Here is a 25,856-nt window from a genome sequence, read left to right as displayed (position 1 = left end):
CTGTCGGTGGCCATCCTGGTGCTGGTCTTCCTGCCCCAGATCCGCAAGCGCCGCGACGAAGTCTTCACCGAAAGCGACGCCTGAAAGCCCTACCACGATGAAAGGACTATCCATGATCACCCGCCGCGTCCTGCTGGGGACCGCCCTTGCCCTTGGTCTTGCCGGAACCGCCGCCGCCGAGTTTCCCGAACGCTCCGTCACGCTGGTGATCCCGTTCGCCGCCGGCGGGTCCACCGATGTGGTGGGCCGCATCGTGGCCGAGCGGATGAGCCAGGAACTGGGCCAGCAGATCGTCGTCCAGAATGTCGGCGGCGCGGGCGGATCCCTTGGGGCGCAGCAGGTGGCCGCGGCGGATGCGGACGGCTACACGATCCTGATGGGCACGGTCGCCACCCATGCGCTGAACCCGCTGATCCTGAAGCAGAAGCCTTACGACCCGGTGGCGGACTTCGCCCCGGTCTCGCTTCTGGTGCTGGTCCCGAACGTGCTGGCGGTGAACCCGGAGCTGCCGGTGAACACGGTGCAGGAGCTGATCGACCTCGCCAAGACCGAACCGCTGGCCTATGCGTCCTCGGGCAACGGCACGCCGCTGCACCTGTCGGGCGAGCTGTTCAAGTCCATGGCCGGGATCGAGATCGACCATATCCCCTACAAGGGCTCGGGCCCGGCGCTGACGGATGTGCTGGGCAACCAGGTGCCGATCATCTTCGACAACCTGCCCTCGGCATCAAGCCATATCAGCAGCGGCAAGCTGCGCGCGCTTGGCGTGACCACGGCGGAACGCGCCGCCAGCTTCCCCGACGTTCCGGCCATCGCCGAGACCCTGCCGGGATACGAGACCTACAGCTGGAACGCGCTCTTTGCGCCCGCGGGCACCCCGCCCGAGGCGATCGAGGCGCTGGCCAATGCCGCCAAGGCCGCCATGGCCGATCCCGCCGTCGCCGAACGGATGGCCGAGTTTTCCGCCACCATCGTCGCCTCGACCCCCGAGGAACTGGCCGAGCATGTGAAGACCGAGATGGCCAAGTGGGAGCCGGTGGTCAAGGACGCAAACGTCAGCATGGATTGAACCATATAGGCCCGGAGGGGTTTGCATCCGGTGTGATCCTGTCCAGGATCGCGCCGGATGGCGGGCAGCTGGAAAGCCCGCAGCAAGGATGAGGATCGGATGAGCGGACTTCTGGCACTTCTGGACGATGTGGCCTCCATTTCGAAGGTCGCGGCGGCGTCGATCGACGATGTCGCCGGTCAGGCTGCCAAGGCGGGCGCCAAGGCGGCTGGCGCGGTGATCGACGACGCGGCGGTGACGCCGAAATACGTCCACGGCTTCGACGCCAGCCGCGAAATCCCCATCGTCTGGAAGATCGCCCGCGGGTCGCTGTTCAACAAACTGGTGATCCTGCTGCCGGTGGCGCTGCTGCTCTCGGCCTTTGCGCCCTGGGCGATCTCGCCCCTGCTGATGCTGGGCGGCGCCTATCTGTGCTATGAGGGCGCGGAAAAGGTCGTCTGCGCCCTGGGCCATGGCGATACCCATGCCAGCGAGCAACATACCCATCCCGATTCCGACGGCGCCGCACTGGAGGAACAGCGCGTCGCCGGCGCGATCAAGACCGACTTCATCCTGTCGGCCGAGATCATGACCATCGCCCTGGCGACCATTCCCGCGAATGACAGCCTGTTCATGCGGGCGCTGATCCTGGCCGTGGTGGCCGTGGGCATCACCGTGGCGGTTTACGGCTTTGTCGCGCTGATTGTGAAGGCCGACGATGCGGGCGTCCACCTGGCCACGCAGCGGCGGGGGCTGGTCGCCCTTCTGGGCCGCGGCATCGTCGAGGTCATGCCTTACTTCATGAAGATTCTGACGATCGTCGGCACCGCGGCGATGATCTGGGTCGGCGGGCAGATCGTGCTGCACGGCGCTGCCGAACTGGGCTTGCATGGCCCCTATGACTGGGTTCACCACCAGGCCGAGGCTGCGGCCCACGCGGTTCCGCAGGCCCCCGGACTGGCAGCCTGGGTTGTGACCGCCTTCTTCGATGGCATCTTCGGACTGGTCCTGGGGCTGGTCCTGATCCCCCTTGCCCAGTGGGTCATCAATCCCTTGTTGCAGGCGACGCTTCTTCCGCTGGTGGCCCGGCTGCGCAGGGCCTAGGTTACGTTCTCGTTTCGTTCACATTCGACCCATGCTAGAATGAGGCGAGTTTCCAGAACGGGATTCGCCTCATGTGCTTTTCGCTGAACTGTTCGCACCACCATCCCATCACCTGCATCGTTCCGCCCTACATGCTGCGGGTTCTCGCCCTGCGCGGCGATCCCAAGACCGCCGAGATGGCGCGGACGCTGCTGAAGCAGACGGAAAAGCTGCGCGACGAACGGGCCGAACTGAACCACGGCGGCCTGCCTCCGGCGCAGCCCTTCGGCGGCGCCACAAAGGCCGCCGTTGCCCCGGTCGAGGATCTGTGCTGCCCCGACCGGCGCATCCATGACGGCCAGTTCAAGGCCGCGCTGCCTGGCAAGCTGATCCGGTCGGAAGGCGATGGTCCCACGGGCATTCCGGACGCCGACACCGCCTATAACGCCGCGGGGCAGGTTTTTTCCCTGTTCGCCGAGGAATACGGCCGCAATTCCCTGGATGGCCAAGGGATGCCCCTGATCGCCACCGTCCATCACCGCAAGGATTACAACAACGCCTTCTGGAACGGCACGCAGATGGCCTATGGCACCGGCGACGGCAAGGTGTTCCGGACCTTCCTGGAACTGTCGGTCATCGGGCACGAGATGGCGCATGGCGTCATCCAGCATTCCGGCGGCCTGATCTATGAAAACCAGTCGGGCGCGCTGAACGAAAGCATCGCCGATGTGTTCGGCTCTCTCGCGTTGCAACGCGCCTTGGGGCAGGAAGTGCATCAGGCCGACTGGCTGGTGGGCAAGGGCATCCTTGGGCCGGGCATCAACGGAGCCGCGCTGCGCAGCATGAAGGCGCCGGGCACCGCATATTCCGACGACCTGCTGGGCCAGGATCCGCAGCCCTGGCACATGGACCACTTCGTGACGACCAGCGACGACAATGGCGGGGTGCATATCAATTCGGGGATTCCGAACCATGCCTTTTATCTGTTCTGCGCCTACCTTGGCGGGCGGGCCTGGGAACTGCCGGGCCAGGTCTGGTACCGCGCGCTGCAGACCCTGAACAACCCGATGGCAAGCTTTCTGGACTGGGCGGACCTGACCGTGGAAGCCGCCACCGAACTGACCAGCCGTGGCAGCATCGAGACTGTGATGCTGCGCCGCGCCTGGAAACTTGTCGGAATCGCGATCTAGACCTAGATTCCCCCCATTCAGCGGGGGGTCATCGCCATGATCATCGAAATCGCGGCACAGGGCGGCTTTGGCGGCGTCACGGCCGCGAACCTGTGCAAGACCATCGACGTGTCCGACCAGCCAGAACAAATGCGGCAGGAGCTGTCCGAGGCCTTCGAGCCCGACGAGCTGGCCCGCCTTGCCCGTCAGCCCTGCGGCAACTGCGCCGACCGGATGACCTATCGCATCACCGTGACCGAGGATCGCCAGTCCCACAGCTTCACGCTGCGGGAACAGCAGATCCCGCCCGAAATGCTGGACCTGATCGACCAGATGTAGAAAAGGCGCGGACCAGTCCGCGCCCCTTCATGCGGCGGCCGGTTATCAGTGATGCGCCTCGCCCTTGTGGCGGCGGTTCCACATAATCGAGTTGACGAAGGCCGTGCCGATGAAGACCGCGCCCAGAAGGCCGGTGACGACCTCGGGCAGGTGCCACATTGTCTGGCCGAACATGAGGATCGACAGGATCAGGATCGACCAGAAGGCGCCGTGTTCCAGATAGCGGAACTCGGCCAGGGTGCCGCGTTCGACCAGGATCACCGTCATCGACCTGACGAACATGGCCCCGATACCCAGGCCGATGGCAATCAGGAACAGGTTCTGCGTCAACGCAAAGGCACCGATCACCCCGTCGAAGCTGAACGAGGCGTCCAGCACCTCGAGATACAGGAACCCGCCCAGACCCGCCTGCGCCGCCCCCCGATTGGCATCCTGCGTCTGACCCCAGCGATCCAGGACATGGCCAAGCGCGTCAACGGCCAGAAAGGTCACGATCCCCCAGATGGCGCTGAACATGAAGGTGTGCTCTTCCTGCGTCGGCAGCAGCCAGACAAAGACAAGGATCAGGATAAGCACGAAACCGACCTCCATCCCGCGGACCGACCCGCAACGCCGCAGGGCGCGTTCGATCTTGCCGATCCAGTCCACTTCCTTGGACTGGTCGAAGAAGAAGCTCAACGCCACCAGCATCAGGAAGGCCCCGCCAAAGGCGGCGATCGGCAGATGCGCTTCGTGGATCAGGCGCGAATATTCGTCGGGATTCGTGGCGGCCAGCCGGATTGCGGCCCCCGGTCCGATCTTTGCGGCGATCACCACGATCAGCAGCGGAAAGATGACCCGCATCCCGAAGACCGCGATGATGATGCCCCAGGTCAGGAAGCGACGCTGCCACTTCGGCGCCATCTCCTTCAGCTTGTTGGCGTTGACGATGGCGTTGTCGAACGAGAGCGAAATCTCCAGGACCGCCAGAACAAGGGCGATCGTCAGGAAGGACACCGCCCCCGCCATGGAGCCGGTGAAGCGATAGCCCAGCCACCCGGCCAGAAGAACGCCAATGACTGTGACGATCAGCGGCCAGCGCAGATAGGACAAGGACGAGCGCATGGATTTGCCTCCTGTTCGGCGTCACCCAGTGGGCGGATGGTCCAAGGCCGCCAAGGGACCCCTGGGCCGGTTCGGCGCAGGCCTGCGCCGGTCTACAGCCAGCGTTTCCAGCGCAGCACCAGCCAGGTGGCGGCGGCGGTCCCGACCATCAGCCCCAGGGCCATGGGATATCCCCAGCTTTTTTGCAGTTCCGGCATCACGTCGAAGTTCATGCCATAGATGCTGGCGATCAGCGTGGGCGGCAGGAACAGCGCGGCGACCACCGACAGGATGCGCACGGCGTTGCTTTGTTCCAGGTTGATCATGCCCAGGGTCGTGTCCACCGCCAGGCTGACGCGCGATCCCAGGAAGTCGGCATGAACCTCCAGCGCCTGCACGTCGCGAAGCTGGCCCTTGATGACCGGGCGCAGCCGGGCGGATTCGGGCTGTTCGTCGATGGCGGCGATATAGAAGGCCAGCATCCGCTCGATCGTCAGCAGCGACAGGCGGATGCGGGCCATGGCCTCGGCCTCGCGTCCCACATGGCGCAGCGCGGCCTGCAGATGGGCACCCTGGCCGCGCACGCTGCGTGTCTCGAAGACCGTCTGCGTGGTGTCGTCCAGAAGCCGGCCCGAGCCCTCCAGAAGATCGGCCAGGCGCGCGACGATTTCCTCGACAAGGCCGATGAACAGGCGGTGCGGGGTGGAACAGCCCAAGGTCGATCGTTCCCCCCGTTCGGGATAGGTCAGGAAGGGGCGCGGGGAATGGTGGCGCACGGTCACCAGCCGCTGCGCCGACAGGATGAAGCTGACGGGCATCACCACCCGCTCGCCATCGCCCCGCTCGCCCGGCAGCACGGCGGTCATGTAGTCCAGCCCCTCCTCGCGGTAGAGGCGGTTCGAGATCTCGATTTCCTCCATGTCGGCCAGCGTGGGCACGTCGACGCCCAGGTCGCGCAGCAGGGCCATCTCGGTCGGGTCGGGGGCGATCAGGTCGATCCAGATCGCATCCGCAAGAGCGGCGCCCTTGTCCTGACGGGTGATGCGCCCCTGGCGGACGACATAGGAATACATCATGGCAGCGAACCCCGGCCCTTGATCTCCGGCCTTGGTAGCGCGGCAGGAGGCAAAGAAAAAGGGCGCCCTGCAGGCACCCTTTCGCGTTCAAGCCAAGGCGGCGTCAGAACGTGCGGTCGCGGAAATAATCGTCGATCTCGCGCTCGGCGTCGTTCTTGGTCCAGCCGTATTTTTCCTGAAGCTTGCCGGCCAACTGGTCCTTGTTGCCGTTGATCTGGTCCAGTTCGTCATTGGTCAGTTCGCCCCATTTTTCCTGGACCGAACCTTTGACCTGCTTCCACTTGCCCTGGATGATATCCCAGTTCATGTCATGCCTCCGTTATAGCTATCATATGTTTAGCCAACGTCGAACGGAAGCAGGCGGTTCCTGACCCGCCAAGGGCCTCAGTTCACCTGATCGCGAGGCAGGCGGCCCTCGGCGAAGGCGATCAGGTTGGACAGCGCGCGCAGCCCCATGTCGGTGCGCACATCGTCGGTCGCGGTGCCCAGATGCGGCAGCAGCGTGGCGTTCGGGGCATCCAGCAGGGCCTGGGGAACAAAGGGCTCGCGTTCATAGACATCAAGCCCCGCCCCTGCGATCCGGCGGCTGGTCAGCGCGTCGATCAGGGCCGCCTCGTCCACCACGTCGCCCCGCGCGATATTGACAAGATAGCCCTCGGGCCCAAGCGCGGCCATCTGCTGCGCACCGATCAGGTGGCGTGTGCCCGCGCCCCCGGGAACGGCCACGACGGCGACATCGGCCTGTTGCAGCATCCCGTTCAGGTCAGGGATCTGGCGGGCCGGAAAGTCCAGGTCGGTTACAGGCGAGCGGTTGAAGAACACGACCCCCATCCCGAAGCCCCAATGGCAGCGCCGGGCGATGGCGCGGCCGATGCGGCCCATGCCGATCACGCCCAGGGTGCGGCCGGTCACCTGCGCGCCCAGGAACTGAGTGGGCTTCCAACCGGTCCATTCGCCCCGTCGCAGGATCCGCTCGCCTTCGCTGGCGCGGCGCATGGTCATCAGGATCAGGGTCATGGCGATGTCGGCGGTGGCGTCGGTCACGACATCGGGCGTGTTGGTGACGACAACGCCCGCCGCGGCGGCTGCCTTGACGTCGATATGGTTAAAGCCCGCCCCGAAATTCGCGATGACGCGGCAGCGCGGCTTGTCCCGGAAGGCTTCGGCGGGAAAGGCATCGCCCAAGGTCGGCATGATCGCGTCGTAGTCGGCCAGCGCCTGCGCGGCCTCGGCGGGCCCAAGCGGGGTATCGTCGTCGTTGAAGGTGACATCGAAACGGTCGCGGATTGCCTGGGTGGCGCGATCCGTCATCAGCCGGGTAACAAGCAGCTTCATCAATAGAGCCTTCCTCCGTTCGGCACGTCCAGGTCGGGGCGGATCAGCACGACCTCTCCTTCAGGGTCGGGGACGCCCAGGACCAGGACCTCGGAGCGGACGGGGCCGATCTGGCGCGGCGGAAAGTTCACCACGCAGAGCACCTGCTTGCCGACCAGCGCATCCGGTTCATAATGCCGCGTGATCTGGGCCGAGGACTTGCGTTCCCCCAGATCGCCCAGGTCCAGCCACAGCTTGATCGCGGGCTTGCGCGCCTCGGGGAAGGGTTCGGCGCGGGTGATGGTGGCGACGCGGATATCGACCTTCATGAAGTCGTCGAAGCTGATGGTCATTGCGCGGTCCGTCCCAACTCGCGCCCGCGTTCGGTGGCGGCCGCAACCGTGCGCGCCATCAGGGGCGGCAGGCCGGTTTCCGGGTCCATCAGGACCCGCAGCCCCGCAGCCGTCGTCCCGCCGGGAGAGGTGACGTTTTCGCGCAAGACCGCCGGATCCTCGTCCGCGTCGATGGCCAGCGCCCCTGCCCCGGCGACGGTCATGCGGGCCAGCTCCAGTGCCAGCGCGGCGGGCAGGCCCTGCGCCTCGCCCGCCTTCGCCATCGCCTCGATCAGGTGAAAGACATAGGCCGGGCCGCTGCCCGACAGGCCGGTGACGGCATCCATCTGGTCCTCGTGGTCCAGACGCACGACGCGGCCCACGGCAGCCATCAGCGTCTCGGCCAGATCCAGATGTGCAGGCGTTGCGCGGCTGTTGCCGATCATGGCGCTGATGCCCTGCCCGATGGCGGCGGGGGTGTTCGGCATCACGCGGACGATGGCGGCGCCCGGGAAGGCGGCCTCGAAGGTCGCGATGGTGGTGCCCGCCGCGACCGACAGGACCAGCGTGTCGCCCAGCACCGGCAGGGTGCCAAGGGCCTCGGCCATCATCTGCGGCTTGACCGCCAGCACCAGCACGGCGGGATCGCCGGGCAGCGCGGCATTCACGTTCAGGCCCTTGTTCTGCCATTCGGGCGCAAGCCGGGGGTCCATCACCGTCACCGCGCCCGGCTCCAGCCCGCGCGCCAGCCAGCCCCGCAGCATCGCGCCGCCCATCCGGCCACAGCCGACCAGCACCAGTCCGCGCCTGTTGATATCGTCGAAATCGCTCATCCGGCCCCCCATCGCACAGCGGGGCCAGCGCCCCTTATGCCCGTCCGTAGGCCTCGCCCAGGGCGATGTCCAGCGCGGCGGCGGGGCTGCTGTTGCCCCAGGCAACCAGTTGGAACGACGGGTAGAACCGCTCGCAGGAGATCAGCGCGTTGCTGATCATCTGGTCCACCTGCTCGGCCGAGGCGAATGCCTCGCCCGCAAGCACCAGGCCATAGCGCCAGACCATCAGCCGCTGCTTGCACCAGAAGGTGAAGCCGCCGTCCCAGACCTGGTCATTGGCAAGGTTCAGCGTTTCATAGAGCAGGGGCAGCCGGTCGGCGGGCGGGTCCAGGTCGAAGGTGCAGATCAGCCGCAGCACGGCCTCTCTGGCGGACCAGGCAAGCGTCAGCGAATAGCTGCGCCACTGCCCTTCCACCGTCATGGCGATCTGGTCGTCGGTCAGGCGGTCGAATTCCCAGTCGTGATGGGCGGCCACTGCCTCGACGATGTCGATGGGATGGATCTCATCCGTCGGAATCACTGCTTCCGTTTGTGCCATTTCAACATCCTGCCTCAGACGGGAAGCGATTCTGCCGCCGCTAACCCTTGGTTGCAGAACAAGACAGGGCATGGGTGCCCCTATGTTCCTACAAGATATCGTGGGCGCGTTTGGGGCTGCTGTAAAGCGGATTTGCCCGAAAGGTTGTGGAAAACTGGCCTTGGGGATAGGCAAGTGCATCCGTTTTCCGGCAAGGTCGGCAAGATGCAGCGCATGGACCTAGGCGATATCGAGAAGGCCGCCGCGCAGGCTGGCGCAGGCGACTGGATCGACCTGTCGAAGGGAATCAACCGCCGCCCCTGGCCGGTGCCCGACCTGCCGCCTGACGCCGTGCGCGACCCCGGAATGGCAACGCAGGAGCGGCTGATCCGCGTTGCCGCCGAGTGGTTCGGCTGCCTGCCAGCGCAGGTCCTGCCTGTCGCGGGCGCCCCGGCGGCGATGATCCCCCGGCTGTTTTCCGCAGGCCGGGCCGCCGTGATTGCGCCCGGCCAACAGCGCCACACCACCCTTTTGCGTGCGGCGGGCTGGAAGGTGGCCCAGGTCCCGACCGCCGAAGGGGCGGCGGGCGCGGACCTGGCCCTTGTCGCCAACCCCGGCAACCCCGACGGGCGCGAATGGAGCCCCGACCTGCTGGCGCGGCTGGCCCGCAGCGTCGGGTATCTGGTCGTCGATGAAAGCCTTGCGGACGCCCGCCCCGACCTGTCGCTTGCCCCGGCCCTGCCGCCGAACGCCCTGGTCCTACGCAGCCTTGGCCCACTCTGGGGACTGCGCCTTGGCTTCGTGCTGGCGAATCCCGCCCTGCGGGGCCGTCTGTCTGCTTCCCGGCCGGTCGGCGGGCGCGTCCTGCACATCGGCGCGCTGGCGATGGCCGACCGGCCCTGGGCCGACGACACGATCCTCTACCTGGCCGAGGCCGCCTTGCGCCTGGACAGGCTTGCCAGTGCCGCCGGCTGGCGCCCGGCAGGGGGCACGCATCTGTTCCGGCTGTATGACACCGGCGACGCCGCTGCCGCGCAGGACCGCCTGGCGCGCGCGCATGTCCGGGCGCGGCGGTTTCCCTGGTCGGCGACCTGGCTGCGGCTGGGCATTCCCGTCAGTTCCGCCGAGTGGGATCGCCTGGCCACCCCCCTGCGCTAGAATTAGGCAGGACCCTCGCCGGAGCCACCGTCACCGCGGCGCCGGCTTTCCTTCTCGCGCGGCGCTTCACAATGTGTAAGCTGCGGGAAAAGACAGGGGGGGCAGCGCGCATGTCCATCAAGGCCAGCATCTATCATCTGACGCATTACAAGTATGACCGTCCGGTGGTCCTTGGTCCCCAGGTGATCCGCCTGCGTCCCGCGCCGCATTCGCGCACCCGGGTCATCTCTCATTCGCTGAAGGTGACGCCCGACAAGCATTTCGTGAACCACCAGCAGGATCCCTTCGGCAACTGGATGGCGCGCTTCGTCTTCCCCGAGCCCGTGCGCGAACTGAAGATCGAGGTCGATCTTGTCGCGGACATGACCGTCTACAACCCCTTCGACTTCTTCGTCGAAGACAGCGCCGAACACTGGCCCTTCGACTATGCTCCCGAACTGGCCGAGGAACTGGTCCCCTATCGCCAGGCCGAACCCGCCGGGCCGCTGCTGGCGGCGCTGCTGGCCAGCATCCCGCGCGAAAAGACCCGCACCGTCGATTTCGTGGTCGCCCTGAACGCCCGCATCGCCGGGGAAACCGCCTATACCATCCGCATGGAGCCGGGCGTCCAGACACCCGAGGAAACGCTGGACCTGCGCAGCGGATCGTGCCGCGATTCCACCTGGCTGCTGGTCAACGCCCTGCGGCACCTGGGCTTTGCCGCGCGTTTCGTGTCGGGCTACCTGATCCAGCTGAAGCCGGATCTGCAGGCGCTGGATGGCCCGTCCGGCACCACCCATGACTTCACCGACCTTCATGCCTGGGCCGAGGTCTATATCCCCGGCGCGGGCTGGATCGGGCTTGATCCGACATCGGGCCTGCTGGCCGGTGAAAGCCATATCCCGCTGGCAGCCGCGCCCCATTACCGGTCCTGCGCCCCGATCAGCGGCATGGCCAGCTTTGCCGAGGTCGATTTCGACTTCGACATGCAGATCCGCCGCGTGGCCGAACATCCGCGCATCACCAAGCCCTTCAGCGACGAGGCCTGGGCCGACCTGAACCGGCTGGGCCACCATGTCGATGCCGCCCTGCGCGAGGGCGACGTGCGCCTGACCATGGGCGGAGAGCCGACCTTCGTGTCCATCGACGATTTCGAATCCGCCGAATGGAACACCGATGCCGTCGGTCCGACGAAACGCAACCGCGCCGACGTGCTGATCCGCAAGCTGCGCCACCGTTTCGCGCCCAACGGTTTCCTGCATTACGGGCAGGGCAAGTGGTATCCGGGCGAGACGCTGCCCCGCTGGACCTTCTCGCTCTACTGGCGCAAGGACGGGCTGCCGGTCTGGCAGAATCCCGACCTGATCGCGCAGGAAGCCGACGAAGGCGCGGTGACGCCCTTGCAGGCGCAGGAACTGCTGCGGGAAATGGCCGCCGAGCTGGGGATCGGCGACGAGAACGTCCTGCCCGCCTATGAGGACCCCGCCGAATGGCTGGTGCGCGAGGCCAACCTGCCCGCCAATGTCACCCCCGAGAACAGCAAGCTGGAAGACCCCGAGGCGCGCCACCGCATCGCCACCGTCTTCAATCGCGGCCTGACGACGCCCACCGGCTTCGTTCTGCCGATCCAGGCATGGCAATCGAAGGCAGGATTGCAATGGTATTCCGAGCGCTGGCGGCTGCGGCGGGGGCATGTCTTCCTGGTGCCCGGCGACAGCCCGGTCGGATACCGCCTGCCGCTATCCTCGCTGCCGCATCTGCCGGCCTCGGTCTATCCCTACATCAACCCCACCGACCCGACGGTCGAACGCACGCCGCTGGCCAATCCGGGCGAGATCGCGCCCGACCGCAAGTCGCAGCCCATGGCAAGCTTTGTCGCCAACCAGCCGGTCCAGGATGTCGTGCAGCAGCTGCCCGGCACAGGCGCCCCTGAACTGCAGGGCATGGTCCGCACCGCCCTGTCGGTCGAGCCCAAGAACGGGCGGCTCTGCGTCTTCATGCCCCCGGTCGCCACGCTGGAAGAATACCTGGACCTGCTGCGCGCGGTTGAGGCCGCGGCCCTGCGCCTGAACCTCAAGGTGCATGTGGAAGGCTATGCGCCCCCCCATGACCCGCGCCTGAACGTGATCCGCGTGGCCCCCGATCCCGGCGTGATCGAGGTGAACATCCACCCGGCCGCGAACTGGGACGACTGCGTCGAGATCACCCAGGGGGTTTACGACGACGCGCGCCAGTCGCGGCTTGGCGCGGAAAAGTTCATGATCGACGGCAAGCATACCGGCACCGGCGGGGGGAACCACGTCGTCGTGGGCGGCGCCACGACCAACGACAGCCCCTTCCTGCGCCGCCCCGACCTGCTGGCCAGCCTGATCCTGCACTGGAACCGCCACCCCTCGCTGTCCTACCTGTTCTCGGGGCTGTTCATCGGGCCAACGTCGCAGGCCCCCCGGATCGACGAGGCGCGGCACGACGCGCTTTACGAACTGGAGATCGCGCTGGCCCAGATTCCCGCGCCCGACCGTGGCACGCCACCCCTGCCTTGGCTGACCGACCGGCTGCTGCGCAACATCCTGACCGACGTGACCGGCAACACCCACCGGGCGGAAATCTGCATCGACAAGCTTTATTCCCCCGACGGTCCCACCGGCCGCCTTGGCCTGGTCGAGTTCCGGGGCTTCGAGATGCCGCCCGACGCGCGGATGAGCCTTGCCCAGCAACTGCTGCTGCGCGCGCTGGTCGCCCGGTTCTGGAAGACGCCCGCCACGGGCGACCTGACCCGCTGGGGCACTGCGCTGCACGACCGCTTCATGCTGCCGCATTTCGTGTGGCAGGACTTCTGCGACGTGCTGCGCGACCTGACCGACCACGGCTTCCCGATGCAGCAGGACTGGTTCAAGGCCCAGGCCGAGTTCCGCTTCCCCTTCTGCGGCGAGGTCGAGGTCGAGGGCGTCCATCTGGAACTGCGCCAGGCGCTGGAGCCATGGCACGTCCTGGGCGAAACCGGGGCCATCGGCGGGACCGTGCGCTATACCGACAGTTCGACCGAACGCTTGCAGGTCAAGCTGGCGGCACCGGATCCCGCGCGTTATCAGGTGCTGTGCAACGGGCGCGCGGTGCCGCTGACGGACATCGGCGCGGGCAAATCCGTGGCGGGCGTGCGCTTCAAGGCCTGGCAGCCGGCATCCGCCATGCACCCGGTCCTGCGGGTCGATGCGCCGCTGACCTTCGACATCTTCGACACCTGGTCGGGCCGTGCGCTTGGCGGCTGCGTCTATCACGTGGTCCACCCCGGGGGGCGGAACTATGACACCTTCCCCGTCAACGGGAACGAGGCCGAGGCCCGGCGGCTGGCCCGCTTCACCCCGCACGGCCACCGCCCCGGCCATGGCCATACCGTCCAGGCCGAACGGGTCCACCGCGAATTCCCGCTGACGCTGGATCTGCGCCGCGCTCCAGGGGTCTAGGGGCGTGGCGGGCGAAAGGGCATATCCGGGCCGAATGTCGCGGACGGCAAGCTATCGCCCCCTGCCCGGCGTCCCGGACGAGATGGTCGCGCCCGACGGCAAGGTCCGCCCGCTGTGGCGGCGGATGGTCGCGCATCTGGACGCCCTGTCGGAAGACGGCCTGTCCCACAACCTGTCGCGCGCGGACCGCTATCTGCTGGATAGCGGCGTCTTCTATCGCCAATACGGCGGCGGCGAATCCGTCGAACGCCCTTGGCCTCTGAGCCATCTTCCCGTCCTGCTGGCCGATGATGAATGGAAAGAAATCGGCCTGGCCCTGCGGCAGCGCGCCGACCTGCTGGAAGCGGTGATGGCCGACCTTTACGGCCCGAACGAACTCGTGGCCTCGGGTCGGCTGCCCGCCGCTTTGGTCGCGGGAAACCCGGAATGGCTGCGTCCGATGGTCGGCGTCAGGCCGAGGAACGGGCATTTCCTGCATTTCCTGGCCTTCGAACTGGGCCGCGGCCCGGACGGCGAATGGTGGGTGTTGGCGGACAGGACGCAGGCACCCTCGGGCGCGGGATATGCGCTGGAAAACCGCGTCGCCACCACCCGGGCCTTTTCCGAGCTTTACGCGGATGAGAATGTCAATCGCCTGGCCGGTTTCTTCCGCGATTTCCGCGATGCGCTGCAGGCCCAGGCCGGCGACAAGGACAGCCGGATCGCGATCCTGAGCCCCGGCCCGATGAACGAGACCTATTTCGAGCACGCCTATATTGCGCGCTATCTGGGCTTTGCCCTGCTCGAGGGCGATGACCTGTGCGTGGCGAACAACCGGCTGATGGTACGCACCGTCCAGGGGATGCGGCCGGTCGATGTGCTGTGGCGCAGGCTGGACGGGCATTATGCCGACCCGCTGGAACTGAACCCGGCATCCCGCATCGGCACGCCCGGCATGGTCGCGGCGCTGCGGGCGGGTTCGGTGACGATGGTCAATTCGCTGGGCTCGGGCGTGCTGGAAACGCGCGCCCTGATGGCCTTTTTGCCGCAGCTTGCGCCGGAACTGGTGCGCGCCCCGCTGGCCATGCCCAATATCGCCACCTGGTGGTGCGGCAACCCTGCCGCGCGCGAGGCGGTGCGCGCCAGCCCGCGCCGGATGGTGCTGGCCGATGCGCTGACGACCCGCCTGCCCTTCGATCCCAAGGACGACCCGACCCGCGCTGTCGGGCTGCCCGCCGATGTGCTGGACAGGCGGCTGGCCCAGGGCGGCGGCAACCTGGTCGCGCAAGAGGCCGTGACCCTGTCCACCACCCCTGCCCTGGTCGATGGCAAGCTGGTGCCCCGCCCCATGGCCCTGCGCGTCTATCTGGCGCGGACCGCCGATGGCTGGGCGGTCATGCCGGGCGGCTTTGCCCGCATCGGGACGGGCGCGGATGTATCGGCCATCGCCATGCAGGAAGGCGGAGCCGCCGCCGATGTCTGGGTGGTCAGCAAGGCCTCCGTCCCGGCCATCACCATGGCGCGCCAGGCTGGCGTGGCGGACAAGCGGCTGGTCCCGGGCGGCCTGCCCGCCCGCGCCGCCGACAACCTGTTCTGGCTGGGCCGCTATGCCGAACGGGCCGAGGGGATCGTGCGCCTGATGCGCGCCTATCACACCCGCCTGGCCGAATCCGACAAGGCCGGCGCGCAACTGCTGGCAGGCTTCGATCCGCTGTTCCGCCAGATAGGCATCGACGCCCGCGAGCCCATCCCGCAGAGACTGCTGGACAACCTGTCCGCCGCCATCCGCAGCGCCAGCAGCGTGCGCGACCGCTTCTCGCCCGATGCCTGGTCCGCGCTGCATGACATCGACCGCACCGCCCGGGCGCTGGCCCCCAAGGTGGCGCCCGGCGATGACGCGGCCCGTACACTTTCCGCATTGCTGCGCAAGCTGGCGGGGATATCGGGGCTGGTGCATGAAAACATGTACCGCTTCATCGACTGGCGCTTCCTGACCATCGGGCGCCTGCACGAACGCGCCATGGGCACGGCCGCGCTGCTGGCGGTCCTGTGCGACCCCGGCGCCCCCGAGGGTGCGCTGGAACTGGCGATCGAGGTCGGCGACAGCGTGCTGACGCATCGCCGCCGCTTTTCCTTCAGCGTCTCGCGCGCGACCGTGATCGATCTTCTGGGGCTGGACCCGCTGAACCCGCGCGCGCTGCGCCACCAGATCGACGGGTTGCGCGAACAGGTGGACATGCTGCCCGCCGCCAACGACCAAGGCGCCCTGTCCCCCCTGGCGCGCGAGGTGCTGCGCCTGCACGCGAAACTGGCCACGACCGACCCTGACACCCTGACGACGGAGACGCTGTGGCAGGTGCGCGGAAGGATCGCGATGCTGTCGGATCTGCTGACCACAAGCTATTTTCACTGATGCTGTATCGCCTGCGCCTGTCCATCCGCTATGACTTCGCCCGCCCCACGGGCGCGGGGCGGCAGCTTCTGCGCATCAGCCCGGCGGACCTGCCCGGGATGCAAGAGGTGCAGCAGGCCAGCATCACCGTCACCCCGCCCCCCGCCGAACGCAGCGGCTTCATCGACTTCTTCGGGAACGAGGTCACGCAGCTTGTCCTGCCCGCCGGGCTGACGCAGATCCGCTTCGACATGGCGGGCCGGGTGCTGCGCCTGCCCGGTGAATCGGAACTGGACCTGTCGGCCCCGCTGGACCGGCTGGAGCAGGATCTGGACGACATCACCGACCTTGGTCCCCATTCGCCCCATCACTTCCTGCGCGCCTCGCCCCGGGTCGCGCTGCTGGCGGAAATCGCGGATTTCGCCCGGGCCGCCTGCGGGAGCGCCTCGACCGTGCGCGAGGCGGTGGAGTGTTTGGGTATCGCGCTGCACAGCCACATGCGCTTCGACGCCCGCGCGACCGAGGTGGACACACCCATTGCCCAAGCTTTCGCGGGCCGTCGCGGCGTGTGCCAGGATTTCACGCAGATCATGATCTCGGGCCTGCGCAACCTGGGGATACCGGCGGCCTATGTGTCGGGCTTCCTGCGCACGGTCCCGCCGCCGGGCAAGCCCCGGCTGGAAGGTGCGGACGCGATGCATGCCTGGGTCCGCGCCTGGACGGGGGCCGAGGCGGGCTGGACCGAATACGACCCGACGAACACCTGCTTTGTCGCCGCAAACCACGTCACCATCGGCTATGGCCGCGACTATGGCGACGTGGCGCCGGTGACCGGGTCCATGCGGCTGGCGGGCAGCCAGTCGGGCAGCCACAGCGTGGACATTGTGGCCGAGGATTAGACGCCGATTGTGCAGCATCATCGAACACTGAAGCCAGCATTGATGCCCTAATCCCTGCCGATTCACTGGCTTATCTCTGTGTCACTGAAACGACACAGAAGGAACAGACCGATGAAAAACATTGCAACCCTCATCGGCGCACTGGTTCTAGCGACCGGGGCCGCACAGGCCTCGGGCCTGAACCTGACGAATGATCACAACGACATGCCGACCGCGCCCGTGACCGCGCAGAACCCGGTCCAGGTCAAGGCGGGCCATGTGCTGTCCGGCAAGGAACTTGCCCGTCGCGGCCTTGATGCCGATGCGAACCTGACCGTCAGCGACTTTTCGGCCCCCGGCTCGCGCTCGACCTATACCCGCTGATCGCACCCCCGACCCCTTGAACACCGCCCCCTTTCGGGGCGGTTTTCCTTTTTGGCGCCCCGGTGCATGGTGGCGCCCGTGATGGACCACCGGAGCCAAATGGATATCAGCGTCTTTCGCACCTTTGTCAGCGTCGTGGACGAGGGCAGCTTTGCGGCCGCCGCTGGGCGCATGGGTATTTCCCGCAGCCTGTGCAGCAAGCATGTCGCGGATCTGGAGGCTCACTTGGGCGTCCGGCTGCTGGTGCGGACCACGCGCAAGGTGACGCCGACCGCCACGGGCCTGTCCTACAGCCGCGATCTGCGCGACATCCTGGCCCGGCTGGACGCGGCGACCGAGGCAGCCAGGTCCACCACCAGCCCGGCGGGCGCGCTGAAGATCGGCAGCCCGATCTTCTACACGCTGAAGGTGCTGCAGCCCCATCTGCTGGACTTCATGGAGCGGTATCGCGACATCCAGTTGCAGGTCGTGCTGGACGACGGCACCAGCGACATCATCGGTGAGGGCTTCGATGCCGTGATCCGCATCGGCAACCTGAAGGATTCCTCGCTGCATGCCCGGCGGCTGCATTCGGCGCGGCTCCTGCTGGTCGCCTCGCCCGATTACCTGACGCGATGCGGGCGCCCCGAACGCCCTGCCGACCTTCTGCGCCACGACTGCCTGCATTTCACCAACCTGCCGGGAAACAACACCTGGCCCCTGCGCCGGGGCAGCCGGACCATCCGTCAACAGGTCAGGCCCAGCTTTTCCAGCAACAACATCGAACTGCTGCATTCCATGGCGCTGAACGGCAGGGGGCTGGCGCTGCTGCCCGAGTTCATCGCCGGCGACGATGTGGCGGCGGGCAGGCTGGAGGTGCTGATGACCGACTATGCCCTACCCGACCTGCCGGTGAGCCTGATCTATCCGTCCGGCAAGCTGCTGACCGGCGCGATGCGCAGCTTCCTGGATTTCGCGGCCAAGCTGCGGCTGCAATAGAAAAGGCGCCCCGAAGGGCGCCTTTCCGTGTCACTGCCCCAAGCCTCAGCAGCTGTAATACATCGCGTATTCGATCGGATGGGGCGTATGCTCGTAGGCATAGACCTCTTCCCATTTCAGCTTGATATAGGCTTCCAGCTGGTCGCGGGTGAAGACGTCGCCCGCCAGCAGGAAGTCCATGTCCTTCTCCAGTTCCTCCAGCGCCTCGCGCAGCGAACCGCAGACAGTCGGGATTTCGGCCAGTTCCTCGGGCGGCAGATCGTACAGGTCCTTGTCCGACGCGGGGCCCGGATCGATCCGGTTCTTGATCCCGTCCAGGCCCGCCATCAGCAGGGCGGCGAAGGCCAGATAGGGGTTGGCCGCCGGGTCGGGGAAGCGGGCCTCGACGCGCTTGGCTTTCGGCGATTCGGTCCACGGAATACGCACGCAGCCCGACCGGTTGCGGGCCGAATAGGCGCGCAGGACCGGGGCCTCGAAGCCGGGGATCAGGCGCTTGTAGCTGTTGGTCGAAGGGTTGGTCAGCGCGTTCAGCGCCTTGGCGTGCTTCAGGATGCCGCCGATGAAATACAGCGCCTCCTGGCTCAGGTCGGCATACTTGTCGCCGGCGAACAGCGGCTTGCCGTCCTTCCAGATCGACATGTTGACGTGCATCCCCGACCCGTTGTCGCCCTTCATGGGCTTGGGCATGAAGGTCACCGACTTGCCATAGGCATGGGCGACGTTGTGGATGACGTACTTGTACTTCTGGATGTTGTCGGCCTGCTCGGTCAGCGACCCGAAGATCAGCCCCAGCTCGTGCTGCGCCGAGGCAACCTCGTGGTGGTGCTTGTCGACCTTCATCCCCATGCGCTTCATGGTGGACAGCATCTCGCCCCGGATGTCCTGGGCCGCGTCGATCGGGTTCACCGGGAAATAGCCGCCCTTGTGGCCCGCGCGATGGCCCTGGTTGCCCATCTCGTATTCGGTGTCGGTGTTCCAGGCCGCGTCGGTCGCGTCGATCTGGTAGGACACCTTCTGCGGCGTGACCTGATAGCGCACGTCGTCGAAGATGAAGAACTCGGCCTCGGGGCCGAAATAGGCCGCGTCACCGATGCCCGAGGATCTCAGGTAGGCCTCGGCCTTGACGGCGGTGCCGCGCGGGTCGCGGGCATAGGCCTCGCCCGTGTCCGGCTCGACCACGTTGCAATGCACGCAAAGGGTCTTTTCGGCATAGAACGGATCAAGATAGGCCGAGGCGGGATCCGGCATCAGCTTCATGTCGGACTGGTCGATCGACTTCCAGCCCGCGATCGAGCTGCCGTCGAACATGAAGCCTTCCTCGAAGAAGTCCTCGTCGATCAGGTCCACATCCAGCGTCACATGCTGAAGCTTGCCCTTGGGGTCGGTGAAGCGGACGTCGACATAGGCGACCTCCTCGTCCTTCAGCAGCTTCAAAACCTCATTGACTGTCATCTCTTCCCTTTCTTCGTAGATGCGGCCCGGCCATCAACGGCGCCGGGCACGAAAGTCCTGTTGGGATCTTGTTCTTGTTGTGCTCAGACCGCGTCGTCGCCGGTTTCACCCGTGCGGATGCGGATTGCCTGCTCGACAGGCGAAACGAAAATCTTGCCGTCGCCGATCTTTTCGGTGCGTGCCGCGCCGATGATGGCGTCCACCGCGGCCTCGACCTGATCGTCCGGCAGGACCATCTCGATCTTCACCTTGGGCAGGAAATCGACCACGTATTCCGCGCCGCGATAAAGTTCGGTGTGACCCTTCTGGCGTCCAAAGCCCTTGACCTCGGTGACGGAAAGACCTTGCACGCCCACTTCCTGAAGCGCTTCCTTCACATCATCCAGCTTGAACGGCTTGATGATCGCCTCGACCTTCTTCATCGCAATGATCCTTCCTCGCGGCTTGCCTGACGCCTGCTTGGCGGGTTTCCTTGCAGGGGTAAACGGGCTGCGGCATGGATCGGGCCTGCAATCAGACAGACCAGGGGTTTGTGCCTCTTTTTTGTGCTTCATGATGAACGAAAAGGCATAAGCCATGCTGAAAGGCACCGAAGTTCTGACGACCGCCCAAATGCGCGCCATCGAATCCGCCGCGATGGCCAGCGGACAGGTGACGGGGCTGGACCTGATGGAGCGCGCGGGCCGCGCCGTCGCGGACCAGATTCGCCTGCGCTGGCCCAAGGCGGGACGGGCGACGGTGCTGTGCGGACCCGGCAACAACGGTGGCGACGGTTACGTGGTCGCGCGCCTGCTGCACCGGGCGGGCTGGCAGGTGCGGGTTCTGGGGATGGACAACACGCCCGGCCCGGACGCCGCCGAGATGAAGCGGCAATGGCAGATGATCGGGGGAATCGCGCCGCTGACCGAACGGGAGTTGCGGAACGGTCCTGAAAGCGATGCTTGTGTCGATGCGATCTTCGGCACCGGCCTGACCCGTGCGCCCGAGGGCGAGATCGCCGCGATCCTCGCTCATCTGGGCGGATCGGGTGGCCGGGACCATCGCCCTTGCGTGGTATCGGTGGATTGCCCCAGCGGGATGTGCATGGACAGTGGCGCCATGCTGGGCCAACCGCGCACCGGCGGCGGATTTGCCCCCCATGCGCGGTTGACCGTGGCCTTCGACAGCCCGAAGCCGGGGCATCTGATCGGCCTTGGACCGGTGCTTTGCGGCGCGCTGGTCGTGGCCGATATCGGGCTGCAATCCTGGAGAGAGCGCACCCTCGACGGCCCCGGCCAGCGGCCTGTCCGGTTGCAGGCAATCTGGCCTGGATTCGACATTCCCGACCAGCGGTTCCGTTCACCAACCGCGACGTTGGGGAAGCACTCGGTTTCAGGCTCGCACAAATACAGCCACGGCCATGCGCTGGTTCTTGCCGGCGGGCCAGCCAAGGGCGGTGCCGCGCGCCTGTCCGCCCGTGCGGCGCTGCGGATCGGTGCCGGCCTGGTGACCGTCGGCCCGTCGCGGGAGGCCCTGCACGAACACTCCGGCCCGCCCGATGCGCTGATGCGCCTCGCCATCGACGATGCCGGGGGCCTGTGTGACCTGCTGGCCGACAAGCGCATCAATGCAGTCTGCATCGGCCCCGGCTGCGGCATCGGCCGCGCCGCTGACCTGCTGGCTGACCTGTTGCGGGCCCGGCGTGCCACTGTGCTGGATGCCGACGTCCTGACCGCCCTGTCACGGAACGCGGATCTCATGGCCGGACTGCATGGCGACTGCGTCCTGACCCCTCATATGGGCGAGTTCGCGCGCCTGTTTCCCGACCTTGCGGAACGGCTAGAAGAAACCCCCACGCAGGGCCCCGCCTGGTCCAAGCTGGACGCCGCACGCGAAGCCGCCGCGCGCTGCGGTGCCGTGGTCCTGCTGAAAGGCCCCGATACGGTGATCGCCCACCCCGACGGGCGCGCCCGCATCCATTCCGCCTTCGACGTGCCCTGGCTTGCCACCGCAGGCGCGGGCGACGTTCTGGCGGGGATGATCACCGGACTTCTGGCGCGCGGCCTGACGCCGCTGGACGCCGCCAGCCTTGGCACGCTGATCCATGCCCGGGCCGCACGCCTGTTCGGCCCCGGGCTGATCGCGGACGACCTGCCGGACATCGTCCCGCAGGTCCTGCGCGCGCTTCAGAAGTTCCAGTCCTCGTCCTCGGTCGCGACCGCCTTGCCGATGACATAGGACGACCCGGACCCGCTGAAGAAATCGTGGTTCTCGCTGTCGGGCGACAGCGCGGCCAGGATCGCGGGGTTCACCTCGCAGGCGGCGGGCGGGAACAGCGCCTCGTAGCCCAGGTTCTGCAGCGCCTTGTTGGCGTTGTAGTGCAGGAAGGCCTTCACGTCCTCGGTCAGGCCGATGCCGTCGTAAAGCTCGGCCGTGTATTTCTGCTCGATGTCGTAGAGCTCGAACATTAGCGAGAAGGCGAAGTCCTTCAACTCGGCCCGACGTGCCTCGGTCTCGCGCTCCAGGGCCCGCTGGAACTTGTAGCCGATGTAATAGCCATGCACCGCCTCGTCGCGGATGATCAGGCGGATCAGGTCGGCGGTGTTGGTCAGCTTCGCGCGGCTAGACCAGTACATCGGCAGGTAGAAGCCCGAATAGAACAGGAAGCTTTCCAGGAAGACCGATGCGATCTTCTTCTTCAGCGGGTCCGAGCCCGCCTTGTATTCCTCCAGGATGAGCCGCGCCTTGCCCTGCAGGTGCGGGTTCTCCTCGGACCAGCGGAAGGCCTCGTCCACCTCCTTGGTCAGGCACAGGGTCGAGAAGATCGAGGAATAGGACCGCGCATGCACCGCCTCCATGAAGGCGATGTTGGACAGCACCGCTTCCTCGTGCGGGGTGATCGCGTCCGGCATCATCGAGGGCGCGCCGATGGTGTTCTGCACCGTGTCCAGAAGCGTCAGCCCGGTAAAGACGCGGATCGTCAGCTCCCGCTCGGCCGGGCGCAGCGTGGCCCAGCTTTGCACGTCATTGGACAGCGGCACCTTTTCCGGCAGCCAGAAGTTCACCGTCAGGCGGTTCCAGACCTCCAGGTCCTTCTCGTCGTCCAGACGGTTCCAGTTGATCGCCCGCGCGGCGGCGTGTGGGGCAAGGTCTTTCATCGCGTGGCCTTTCGGATGGTGCGTGCAAGCACGCACCCTACGGGTTGGGTAGGGTGCGTGTTCACACGCACCGCCGGATTACAAGGTGCAGGACACGCAGCCCTGGACCTCGGTTCCCTCCAGCGCGGTCTGGCGCAGGCGGATGTAGTAGATGGTCTTGATGCCCTTCTTCCAGGCATAGATCTGGGCGCGGTTGATGTCCCGCGTCGTCGCCTCGGCCGGGAAGAACAGCGTGAGGCTCAGGCCCTGGTCCACATGCTCTGTCGCGGCGGCATAGGTGTCGATGATCGCCTCGGGGCCGATCTCATAGGCGTCGCGATAGTATTCCAGGTTCTCGTTCGACATGAAGGCGGCGGGGTAATAGACGCGGCCGATCTTGCCTTCCTTGCGGATCTCGATTTTGCTGACGATCGGGTGGATCGAACTGGTCGAGTTGTTGATGTAGCTGATCGAACCCGTCGGCGGCACCGCCTGCAGGTTTCGGTTGTACAGCCCGTGCTGCATCACCTCGGCCTTCAGCGCGGCCCAGTCTTCCCGCGTGGGCAGGGTCACGTTCTCGAAGACGCGGGCGACGTCGGGCAGCGCGGGCAGCCAGTCGCGGGTCGTATATTTTTCGAAGAACGACCCGTCGGCGTATTTCGACTTCTCGAAATCCTTGAAGGTCTTGCCATGCTCTTTCGCCAGCAGGTTCGACGCGCGGATGGCGTGGAAGGCCACGGCGGCGAAATAGACGCTGGTGAACTCGACCCCCTCGGGCGATCCGTAATGGATCCGCTCGCGCGCCAGGAAGCCGTGCAGGTTCATCTGGCCCAGGCCCACGGCATGCGCCTCGTCGTTGCCGCGCCGGATCGACGGCACGGCCTCGATCGCGGACATCTCGGACACGGCGGTCAGGGCGCGGATGGCGGCCTCGATGGTGGCGCCGAAGTCGGGGCCGTCCATGGTCGCGGCGATGTTCAGCGAACCCAGGTTGCAGGAAATGTCCGTGCCCAGGTGCGAATAGCTCAGATCCTCGTTGAACTCGGAAGCCTCGTTGACCTGCAGGATCTCGCTGCACAGGTTCGACATGGTGATGCGGCCATGCACGGGATTGGCGCGGTTCACCGTGTCCTCGAACATAATGTAGGGATAGCCGCTCTCGAACTGGATTTCGGCGATGGTCTGGAAGAATTCGCGGGCGTTGATCTTGCGCTTCTTGATGCGCTTGTCGTCCACCATCTCGGCATATTTCTCGGTCACCGAGATCTCCGAGAACGGCACGCCATAGACTTTCTGCACGTCATGCGGCGAGAACAGGTACATGTCGGCGTTCTTCTTGGCCAACTCGAAGGTGATGTCGGGGATCACCACGCCAAGCGAAAGCGTCTTGATGCGGATCTTCTCGTCCGCGTTCTCGCGCTTGGTGTCCAGGAAACGCATGATGTCGGGATGGTGCGCGTTCAGATAGACCGCGCCCGCGCCCTGCCGCGCGCCAAGCTGGTTGGCATAGCTGAAGCTGTCTTCCAGCAGTTTCATCACCGGGATCACGCCGGACGACTGGTTCTCGATCCCCTTGATGGGCGCCCCGGCTTCCCGCAGGTTGGTCAGCATCAGGGCCACGCCGCCGCCGCGCTTGGACAACTGCAGGGCCGAGTTGATGGATCGGCCGATCGATTCCATGTTGTCTTCAAGCCGCAGCAGGAAGCACGAGATCAGCTCGCCCCGCGACTTCTTGCCGGCGTTGAGGAAGGTCGGCGTCGCGGGCTGGAAGCGGCCCGACAGCATCTCCTCCATGAAGCGCATCGCCAGCGCCTCGTCCCCGCGCGCAAGTGCCAGGGCCACCATTACCACGCGGTCCTCGTAGCGCTCCAGGTAGCGCTGTCCGTCGCGGGTCTTCAGCGTATAGCTGGTGTAGTACTTGAACGCGCCCAGGAAGGTCGGAAAGCGGAACTTGCGCTTGAAGGCGGCGTCCCAGATCGCGCGCTGGAAATTCTTGGAATACTGGTCCAGGACCTCGGGCTCGTAATAGCCTTCCTCGACCAGGTAATCCAGTTTCTCGTCCAGGGAATGGAAGAAGACGGTGTTCTGGTTCACGTGCTGCAGGAAATACTGCCGCGCGGCCATGCGGTCCGCGTCGAACCGGATGCGCCCGTCGGCGTCATACAGGTTCAGCATCGCGTTCAGCGCGTGGTAGTCCAGTTCTGGCTTCAGACCGTCAAGCATTCCAACCCCCGGAATTGATGAAGGCCCGTGCGGACCTTTTGAATGTCAGTGTCCGTCCCCGCCAGCTCGAACCGCCACAGCACGGGGACATTGCATTTTTCTGCGATAACGCGGCCCGCAAGGGCGAAGGTCGCGCCGAAATTGCGGTTGCCCGCGCCGATCACGCCGCGCAGGCCGGCCCGGCGGCGGGGATCGTTCAGGAAGTGGATCACGGCCTTCGGGACCGCGCCGCGCCCCTGCCCGTCCGCATAGGTGGGGCAGATCAGGACAAAGGGACCGTCAACCACAGGCATCGGATCCGTGGGCCGGATCGGGATCCGCATCGCCGGAAGGCCCAGGCGCGCCACGAAGCGCGCCGTGTTCCCCGAGGCCGAGGAATAGAAGACCAGCCCGCAGGGTGGGGTCTCGCCCCACCATGCCCCGCCTGCCACGGACTTACGCCAGCCGGCCGATCATGTCGGGCCGGAAGCCCGCCCAATGCGCATCGCCCGCGATGACCACGGGCGCCTGGCGATAGCCAAGCGCCGTCACGCGCTCCATCGCCTGGGCATCCTCGGTCAGGTCGATGACGCTGTAGGACAAGCCGCGGGCATCAAGCGCACGGGTGGTTGCGGTGCATTGCACGCAAGCGGGTTTGGAATAAACGGTGATGGTCATGCGCACTGCTCCTTCTGCTTCGGGCAGAGTCGGACAGGCCGCAGGACAAGTCCCCGAACCGCTCTGTCAGGCCTGCTGCCCGGTGTCGTTTTCCTGTCATGGCCAGCCTTGGCCCCGGACCTCTCGGTCAGACTGCCCTGCCAGCCATCGGCTTGCCAAGGAGGTCGTTCCTGCGTGATCCGGTCGCCCTCTTAGCTGTTGCATATCGACAACCGCAAGGGGGCATCACCACATCATCTAGCCATATTTGCCAACGACACGTCAACATGTTGACAGGCGATTCGGTTTCTGACTTGGAGGAAAAACACCGCTGTTGCTTTTTCGGCACCACCTGCCGCCGTGTATTTCAGCATGGCAGCCAGCCATGTCTCAATCATGCGTCACAAGGTCGCAATTCTGCCA

General features: G+C 66.1%; 24 protein-coding genes. 11 read left to right on the top strand and 13 right to left on the bottom strand.

Annotation, left to right across the window (positions count from 1 at the left end; all coding sequences use genetic code 11):
• The first annotated feature begins 112 nt into the window (after positions 1 to 112).
• From OU682_RS10080 to OU682_RS10065, 4 genes are all read left to right on the top strand, one after another.
• Positions 113 to 1,069, top strand: coding sequence for a Bug family tripartite tricarboxylate transporter substrate binding protein (locus OU682_RS10080; protein WP_268941975.1), 957 nt, complete (start codon positions 113 to 115; stop codon positions 1,067 to 1,069).
• 99 nt (positions 1,070 to 1,168) lie between these two features.
• Positions 1,169 to 2,152, top strand: coding sequence for a DUF808 domain-containing protein (locus OU682_RS10075; RefSeq protein WP_268941974.1), 984 nt, complete (start codon positions 1,169 to 1,171; stop codon positions 2,150 to 2,152).
• A 71-nt stretch (positions 2,153 to 2,223) separates the two neighbouring features.
• Positions 2,224 to 3,321, top strand: a complete 1,098-nt coding sequence (locus tag OU682_RS10070; protein WP_268941973.1) for a M4 family metallopeptidase — start codon at positions 2,224 to 2,226, stop codon at positions 3,319 to 3,321.
• A 36-nt stretch (positions 3,322 to 3,357) separates the two neighbouring features.
• Complete coding sequence (locus OU682_RS10065) at positions 3,358 to 3,639, top strand: protealysin inhibitor emfourin (RefSeq protein WP_268941972.1); 282 nt, start codon at positions 3,358 to 3,360, stop codon at positions 3,637 to 3,639.
• A gap of 45 nt (positions 3,640 to 3,684) precedes the next feature.
• Here OU682_RS10065 and OU682_RS10060 read toward each other — a convergent pair whose 3' ends face one another.
• The 7 genes from OU682_RS10060 to OU682_RS10030 all read right to left on the bottom strand — a co-directional run bounded on the left by OU682_RS10060 (position 3,685) and on the right by OU682_RS10030 (position 8,815).
• The gene (locus OU682_RS10060) at positions 3,685 to 4,743 is read right to left on the bottom strand and encodes a DUF475 domain-containing protein (protein ID WP_268941971.1); all 1,059 of its coding nucleotides are present in this window, start codon (positions 4,741 to 4,743) and stop codon (positions 3,685 to 3,687) included.
• A gap of 92 nt (positions 4,744 to 4,835) precedes the next feature.
• Complete coding sequence (locus OU682_RS10055) at positions 4,836 to 5,798, bottom strand: magnesium transporter CorA family protein (protein WP_268941970.1); 963 nt, start codon at positions 5,796 to 5,798, stop codon at positions 4,836 to 4,838.
• 103 nt (positions 5,799 to 5,901) lie between these two features.
• Positions 5,902 to 6,105, bottom strand: coding sequence for a CsbD family protein (locus OU682_RS10050; protein WP_268941969.1), 204 nt, complete (start codon positions 6,103 to 6,105; stop codon positions 5,902 to 5,904).
• Between the two features lie 77 nt (positions 6,106 to 6,182).
• The gene (locus tag OU682_RS10045; RefSeq protein WP_268941968.1) at positions 6,183 to 7,133 is read right to left on the bottom strand and encodes a 2-hydroxyacid dehydrogenase; all 951 of its coding nucleotides are present in this window, start codon (positions 7,131 to 7,133) and stop codon (positions 6,183 to 6,185) included.
• A complete protein-coding gene (locus OU682_RS10040) occupies positions 7,133 to 7,465 on the bottom strand; it encodes a tRNA-binding protein (protein WP_268941967.1) in 333 nt (110 codons plus the stop codon). Before OU682_RS10040 ends, OU682_RS10045 begins: the two co-directional genes overlap by 1 nt.
• Positions 7,462 to 8,277 carry a pyrroline-5-carboxylate reductase gene (gene proC / locus OU682_RS10035; protein ID WP_268941965.1) on the bottom strand — a complete coding sequence of 272 codons (816 nt, stop codon included), beginning with the start codon at positions 8,275 to 8,277 and terminating at the stop codon, positions 7,462 to 7,464. The genes OU682_RS10040 and proC overlap by 4 nt, the downstream gene beginning before the upstream one ends.
• A 34-nt stretch (positions 8,278 to 8,311) precedes the next feature.
• Entirely contained in the window at positions 8,312 to 8,815 is a 504-nt protein-coding gene (locus tag OU682_RS10030) for a type III secretion system chaperone family protein (RefSeq protein ID WP_268941964.1), read from the bottom strand.
• Positions 8,816 to 9,019: 204 nt separating this feature from the next.
• On the opposite strand from OU682_RS10030, the gene OU682_RS10025 reads away from it, so the two are divergent.
• The 6 genes from OU682_RS10025 (at position 9,020) to OU682_RS10000 (ending at position 18,006) form a co-directional block, all read left to right on the top strand.
• Complete coding sequence (locus OU682_RS10025; protein ID WP_268941963.1) at positions 9,020 to 9,952, top strand: aminotransferase class I/II-fold pyridoxal phosphate-dependent enzyme; 933 nt, start codon at positions 9,020 to 9,022, stop codon at positions 9,950 to 9,952.
• Between the two features lie 110 nt (positions 9,953 to 10,062).
• Positions 10,063 to 13,395 (top strand): transglutaminase family protein, encoded by a 3,333-nt coding sequence (locus OU682_RS10020; RefSeq protein WP_268941962.1) that lies wholly within the window; start codon positions 10,063 to 10,065, stop codon positions 13,393 to 13,395.
• A 34-nt stretch (positions 13,396 to 13,429) separates the two neighbouring features.
• Entirely contained in the window at positions 13,430 to 15,787 is a 2,358-nt protein-coding gene (locus OU682_RS10015; RefSeq protein WP_268941961.1) for a circularly permuted type 2 ATP-grasp protein, read from the top strand.
• Positions 15,787 to 16,665 (top strand): transglutaminase family protein, encoded by an 879-nt coding sequence (locus OU682_RS10010; RefSeq protein ID WP_268941960.1) that lies wholly within the window; start codon positions 15,787 to 15,789, stop codon positions 16,663 to 16,665. The genes OU682_RS10015 and OU682_RS10010 overlap by 1 nt, the downstream gene beginning before the upstream one ends.
• A 111-nt stretch (positions 16,666 to 16,776) precedes the next feature.
• Positions 16,777 to 17,028 carry a hypothetical protein gene (locus OU682_RS10005; RefSeq protein ID WP_268941958.1) on the top strand — a complete coding sequence of 84 codons (252 nt, stop codon included), beginning with the start codon at positions 16,777 to 16,779 and terminating at the stop codon, positions 17,026 to 17,028.
• 99 nt (positions 17,029 to 17,127) lie between these two features.
• Positions 17,128 to 18,006 (top strand): LysR family transcriptional regulator, encoded by an 879-nt coding sequence (locus tag OU682_RS10000; protein WP_268941957.1) that lies wholly within the window; start codon positions 17,128 to 17,130, stop codon positions 18,004 to 18,006.
• 45 nt (positions 18,007 to 18,051) lie between these two features.
• Here the strand turns inward: OU682_RS10000 and glnA are convergent, their stop codons facing one another.
• Together glnA and OU682_RS09990 are read right to left on the bottom strand one after the other, a co-directional pair.
• Entirely contained in the window at positions 18,052 to 19,458 is a 1,407-nt protein-coding gene (gene glnA, locus OU682_RS09995; RefSeq protein ID WP_268941956.1) for a type I glutamate--ammonia ligase, read from the bottom strand.
• An 83-nt stretch (positions 19,459 to 19,541) separates the two neighbouring features.
• Positions 19,542 to 19,880 (bottom strand): P-II family nitrogen regulator, encoded by a 339-nt coding sequence (locus OU682_RS09990; protein ID WP_268941955.1) that lies wholly within the window; start codon positions 19,878 to 19,880, stop codon positions 19,542 to 19,544.
• Positions 19,881 to 20,034: 154 nt separating this feature from the next.
• On the opposite strand from OU682_RS09990, the gene OU682_RS09985 reads away from it, so the two are divergent.
• Positions 20,035 to 21,675, top strand: coding sequence for an NAD(P)H-hydrate dehydratase (locus OU682_RS09985; protein ID WP_268941954.1), 1,641 nt, complete (start codon positions 20,035 to 20,037; stop codon positions 21,673 to 21,675).
• On the opposite strand, the gene nrdF is transcribed toward OU682_RS09985, so the two are convergent.
• The 4 genes from nrdF to nrdH form a co-directional block, all read right to left on the bottom strand.
• Complete coding sequence (nrdF, locus tag OU682_RS09980; RefSeq protein ID WP_268941953.1) at positions 21,624 to 22,595, bottom strand: class 1b ribonucleoside-diphosphate reductase subunit beta; 972 nt, start codon at positions 22,593 to 22,595, stop codon at positions 21,624 to 21,626. The two genes, OU682_RS09985 and nrdF, sit on opposite strands and share 52 nt — an antisense overlap.
• Positions 22,596 to 22,673: 78 nt before the next feature.
• Positions 22,674 to 24,797 carry a class 1b ribonucleoside-diphosphate reductase subunit alpha gene (nrdE, locus tag OU682_RS09975; protein ID WP_268941952.1) on the bottom strand — a complete coding sequence of 708 codons (2,124 nt, stop codon included), beginning with the start codon at positions 24,795 to 24,797 and terminating at the stop codon, positions 22,674 to 22,676.
• Entirely contained in the window at positions 24,782 to 25,228 is a 447-nt protein-coding gene (gene nrdI / locus OU682_RS09970) for a class Ib ribonucleoside-diphosphate reductase assembly flavoprotein NrdI (protein ID WP_268941951.1), read from the bottom strand. Before nrdI ends, nrdE begins: the two co-directional genes overlap by 16 nt.
• Before the next feature lie 4 nt (positions 25,229 to 25,232).
• Positions 25,233 to 25,454, bottom strand: coding sequence for a glutaredoxin-like protein NrdH (gene nrdH / locus OU682_RS09965; RefSeq protein WP_268941950.1), 222 nt, complete (start codon positions 25,452 to 25,454; stop codon positions 25,233 to 25,235).
• Positions 25,455 to 25,856 lie beyond the last annotated feature (402 nt).

The sequence above is a fragment of the Paracoccus benzoatiresistens genome (assembly GCF_026913015.1).
Classification (GTDB): Bacteria; Pseudomonadota; Alphaproteobacteria; order Rhodobacterales; family Rhodobacteraceae; genus Paracoccus; species Paracoccus benzoatiresistens.
The sequence above is the reverse complement of the archived record's forward strand: the minus strand, read 5'-3'. Positions and strand labels throughout refer to the sequence as shown.

Excerpts from the sequence above, each read along its gene's own strand:
- OU682_RS10080 (WP_268941975.1), top strand. The coding sequence starts at position 113 with ATGATCACCCGCCGCGTCCTGCTGGGGACCGCCCTTGCCCTTGGTCTT.
- OU682_RS10075 (WP_268941974.1), top strand. The coding sequence starts at position 1,169 with ATGAGCGGACTTCTGGCACTTCTGGACGATGTGGCCTCCATTTCGAAG.
- OU682_RS10070 (WP_268941973.1), top strand. The coding sequence starts at position 2,224 with ATGTGCTTTTCGCTGAACTGTTCGCACCACCATCCCATCACCTGCATC.
- OU682_RS10065 (WP_268941972.1), top strand. The coding sequence starts at position 3,358 with ATGATCATCGAAATCGCGGCACAGGGCGGCTTTGGCGGCGTCACGGCC.
- OU682_RS10060 (WP_268941971.1), bottom strand. The coding sequence starts at position 4,743 with ATGCGCTCGTCCTTGTCCTATCTGCGCTGGCCGCTGATCGTCACAGTC.
- OU682_RS10055 (WP_268941970.1), bottom strand. The coding sequence starts at position 5,798 with ATGATGTATTCCTATGTCGTCCGCCAGGGGCGCATCACCCGTCAGGAC.
- OU682_RS10050 (WP_268941969.1), bottom strand. The coding sequence starts at position 6,105 with ATGAACTGGGATATCATCCAGGGCAAGTGGAAGCAGGTCAAAGGTTCG.
- OU682_RS10045 (WP_268941968.1), bottom strand. The coding sequence starts at position 7,133 with ATGAAGCTGCTTGTTACCCGGCTGATGACGGATCGCGCCACCCAGGCA.
- OU682_RS10040 (WP_268941967.1), bottom strand. The coding sequence starts at position 7,465 with ATGACCATCAGCTTCGACGACTTCATGAAGGTCGATATCCGCGTCGCC.
- proC (WP_268941965.1), bottom strand. The coding sequence starts at position 8,277 with ATGAGCGATTTCGACGATATCAACAGGCGCGGACTGGTGCTGGTCGGC.
- OU682_RS10030 (WP_268941964.1), bottom strand. The coding sequence starts at position 8,815 with ATGGCACAAACGGAAGCAGTGATTCCGACGGATGAGATCCATCCCATC.
- OU682_RS10025 (WP_268941963.1), top strand. The coding sequence starts at position 9,020 with ATGCAGCGCATGGACCTAGGCGATATCGAGAAGGCCGCCGCGCAGGCT.
- OU682_RS10020 (WP_268941962.1), top strand. The coding sequence starts at position 10,063 with ATGTCCATCAAGGCCAGCATCTATCATCTGACGCATTACAAGTATGAC.
- OU682_RS10015 (WP_268941961.1), top strand. The coding sequence starts at position 13,430 with ATGTCGCGGACGGCAAGCTATCGCCCCCTGCCCGGCGTCCCGGACGAG.
- OU682_RS10010 (WP_268941960.1), top strand. The coding sequence starts at position 15,787 with ATGCTGTATCGCCTGCGCCTGTCCATCCGCTATGACTTCGCCCGCCCC.
- OU682_RS10005 (WP_268941958.1), top strand. The coding sequence starts at position 16,777 with ATGAAAAACATTGCAACCCTCATCGGCGCACTGGTTCTAGCGACCGGG.
- OU682_RS10000 (WP_268941957.1), top strand. The coding sequence starts at position 17,128 with ATGGATATCAGCGTCTTTCGCACCTTTGTCAGCGTCGTGGACGAGGGC.
- glnA (WP_268941956.1), bottom strand. The coding sequence starts at position 19,458 with ATGACAGTCAATGAGGTTTTGAAGCTGCTGAAGGACGAGGAGGTCGCC.
- OU682_RS09990 (WP_268941955.1), bottom strand. The coding sequence starts at position 19,880 with ATGAAGAAGGTCGAGGCGATCATCAAGCCGTTCAAGCTGGATGATGTG.
- OU682_RS09985 (WP_268941954.1), top strand. The coding sequence starts at position 20,035 with ATGCTGAAAGGCACCGAAGTTCTGACGACCGCCCAAATGCGCGCCATC.
- nrdF (WP_268941953.1), bottom strand. The coding sequence starts at position 22,595 with ATGAAAGACCTTGCCCCACACGCCGCCGCGCGGGCGATCAACTGGAAC.
- nrdE (WP_268941952.1), bottom strand. The coding sequence starts at position 24,797 with ATGCTTGACGGTCTGAAGCCAGAACTGGACTACCACGCGCTGAACGCG.
- nrdH (WP_268941950.1), bottom strand. The coding sequence starts at position 25,454 with ATGACCATCACCGTTTATTCCAAACCCGCTTGCGTGCAATGCACCGCA.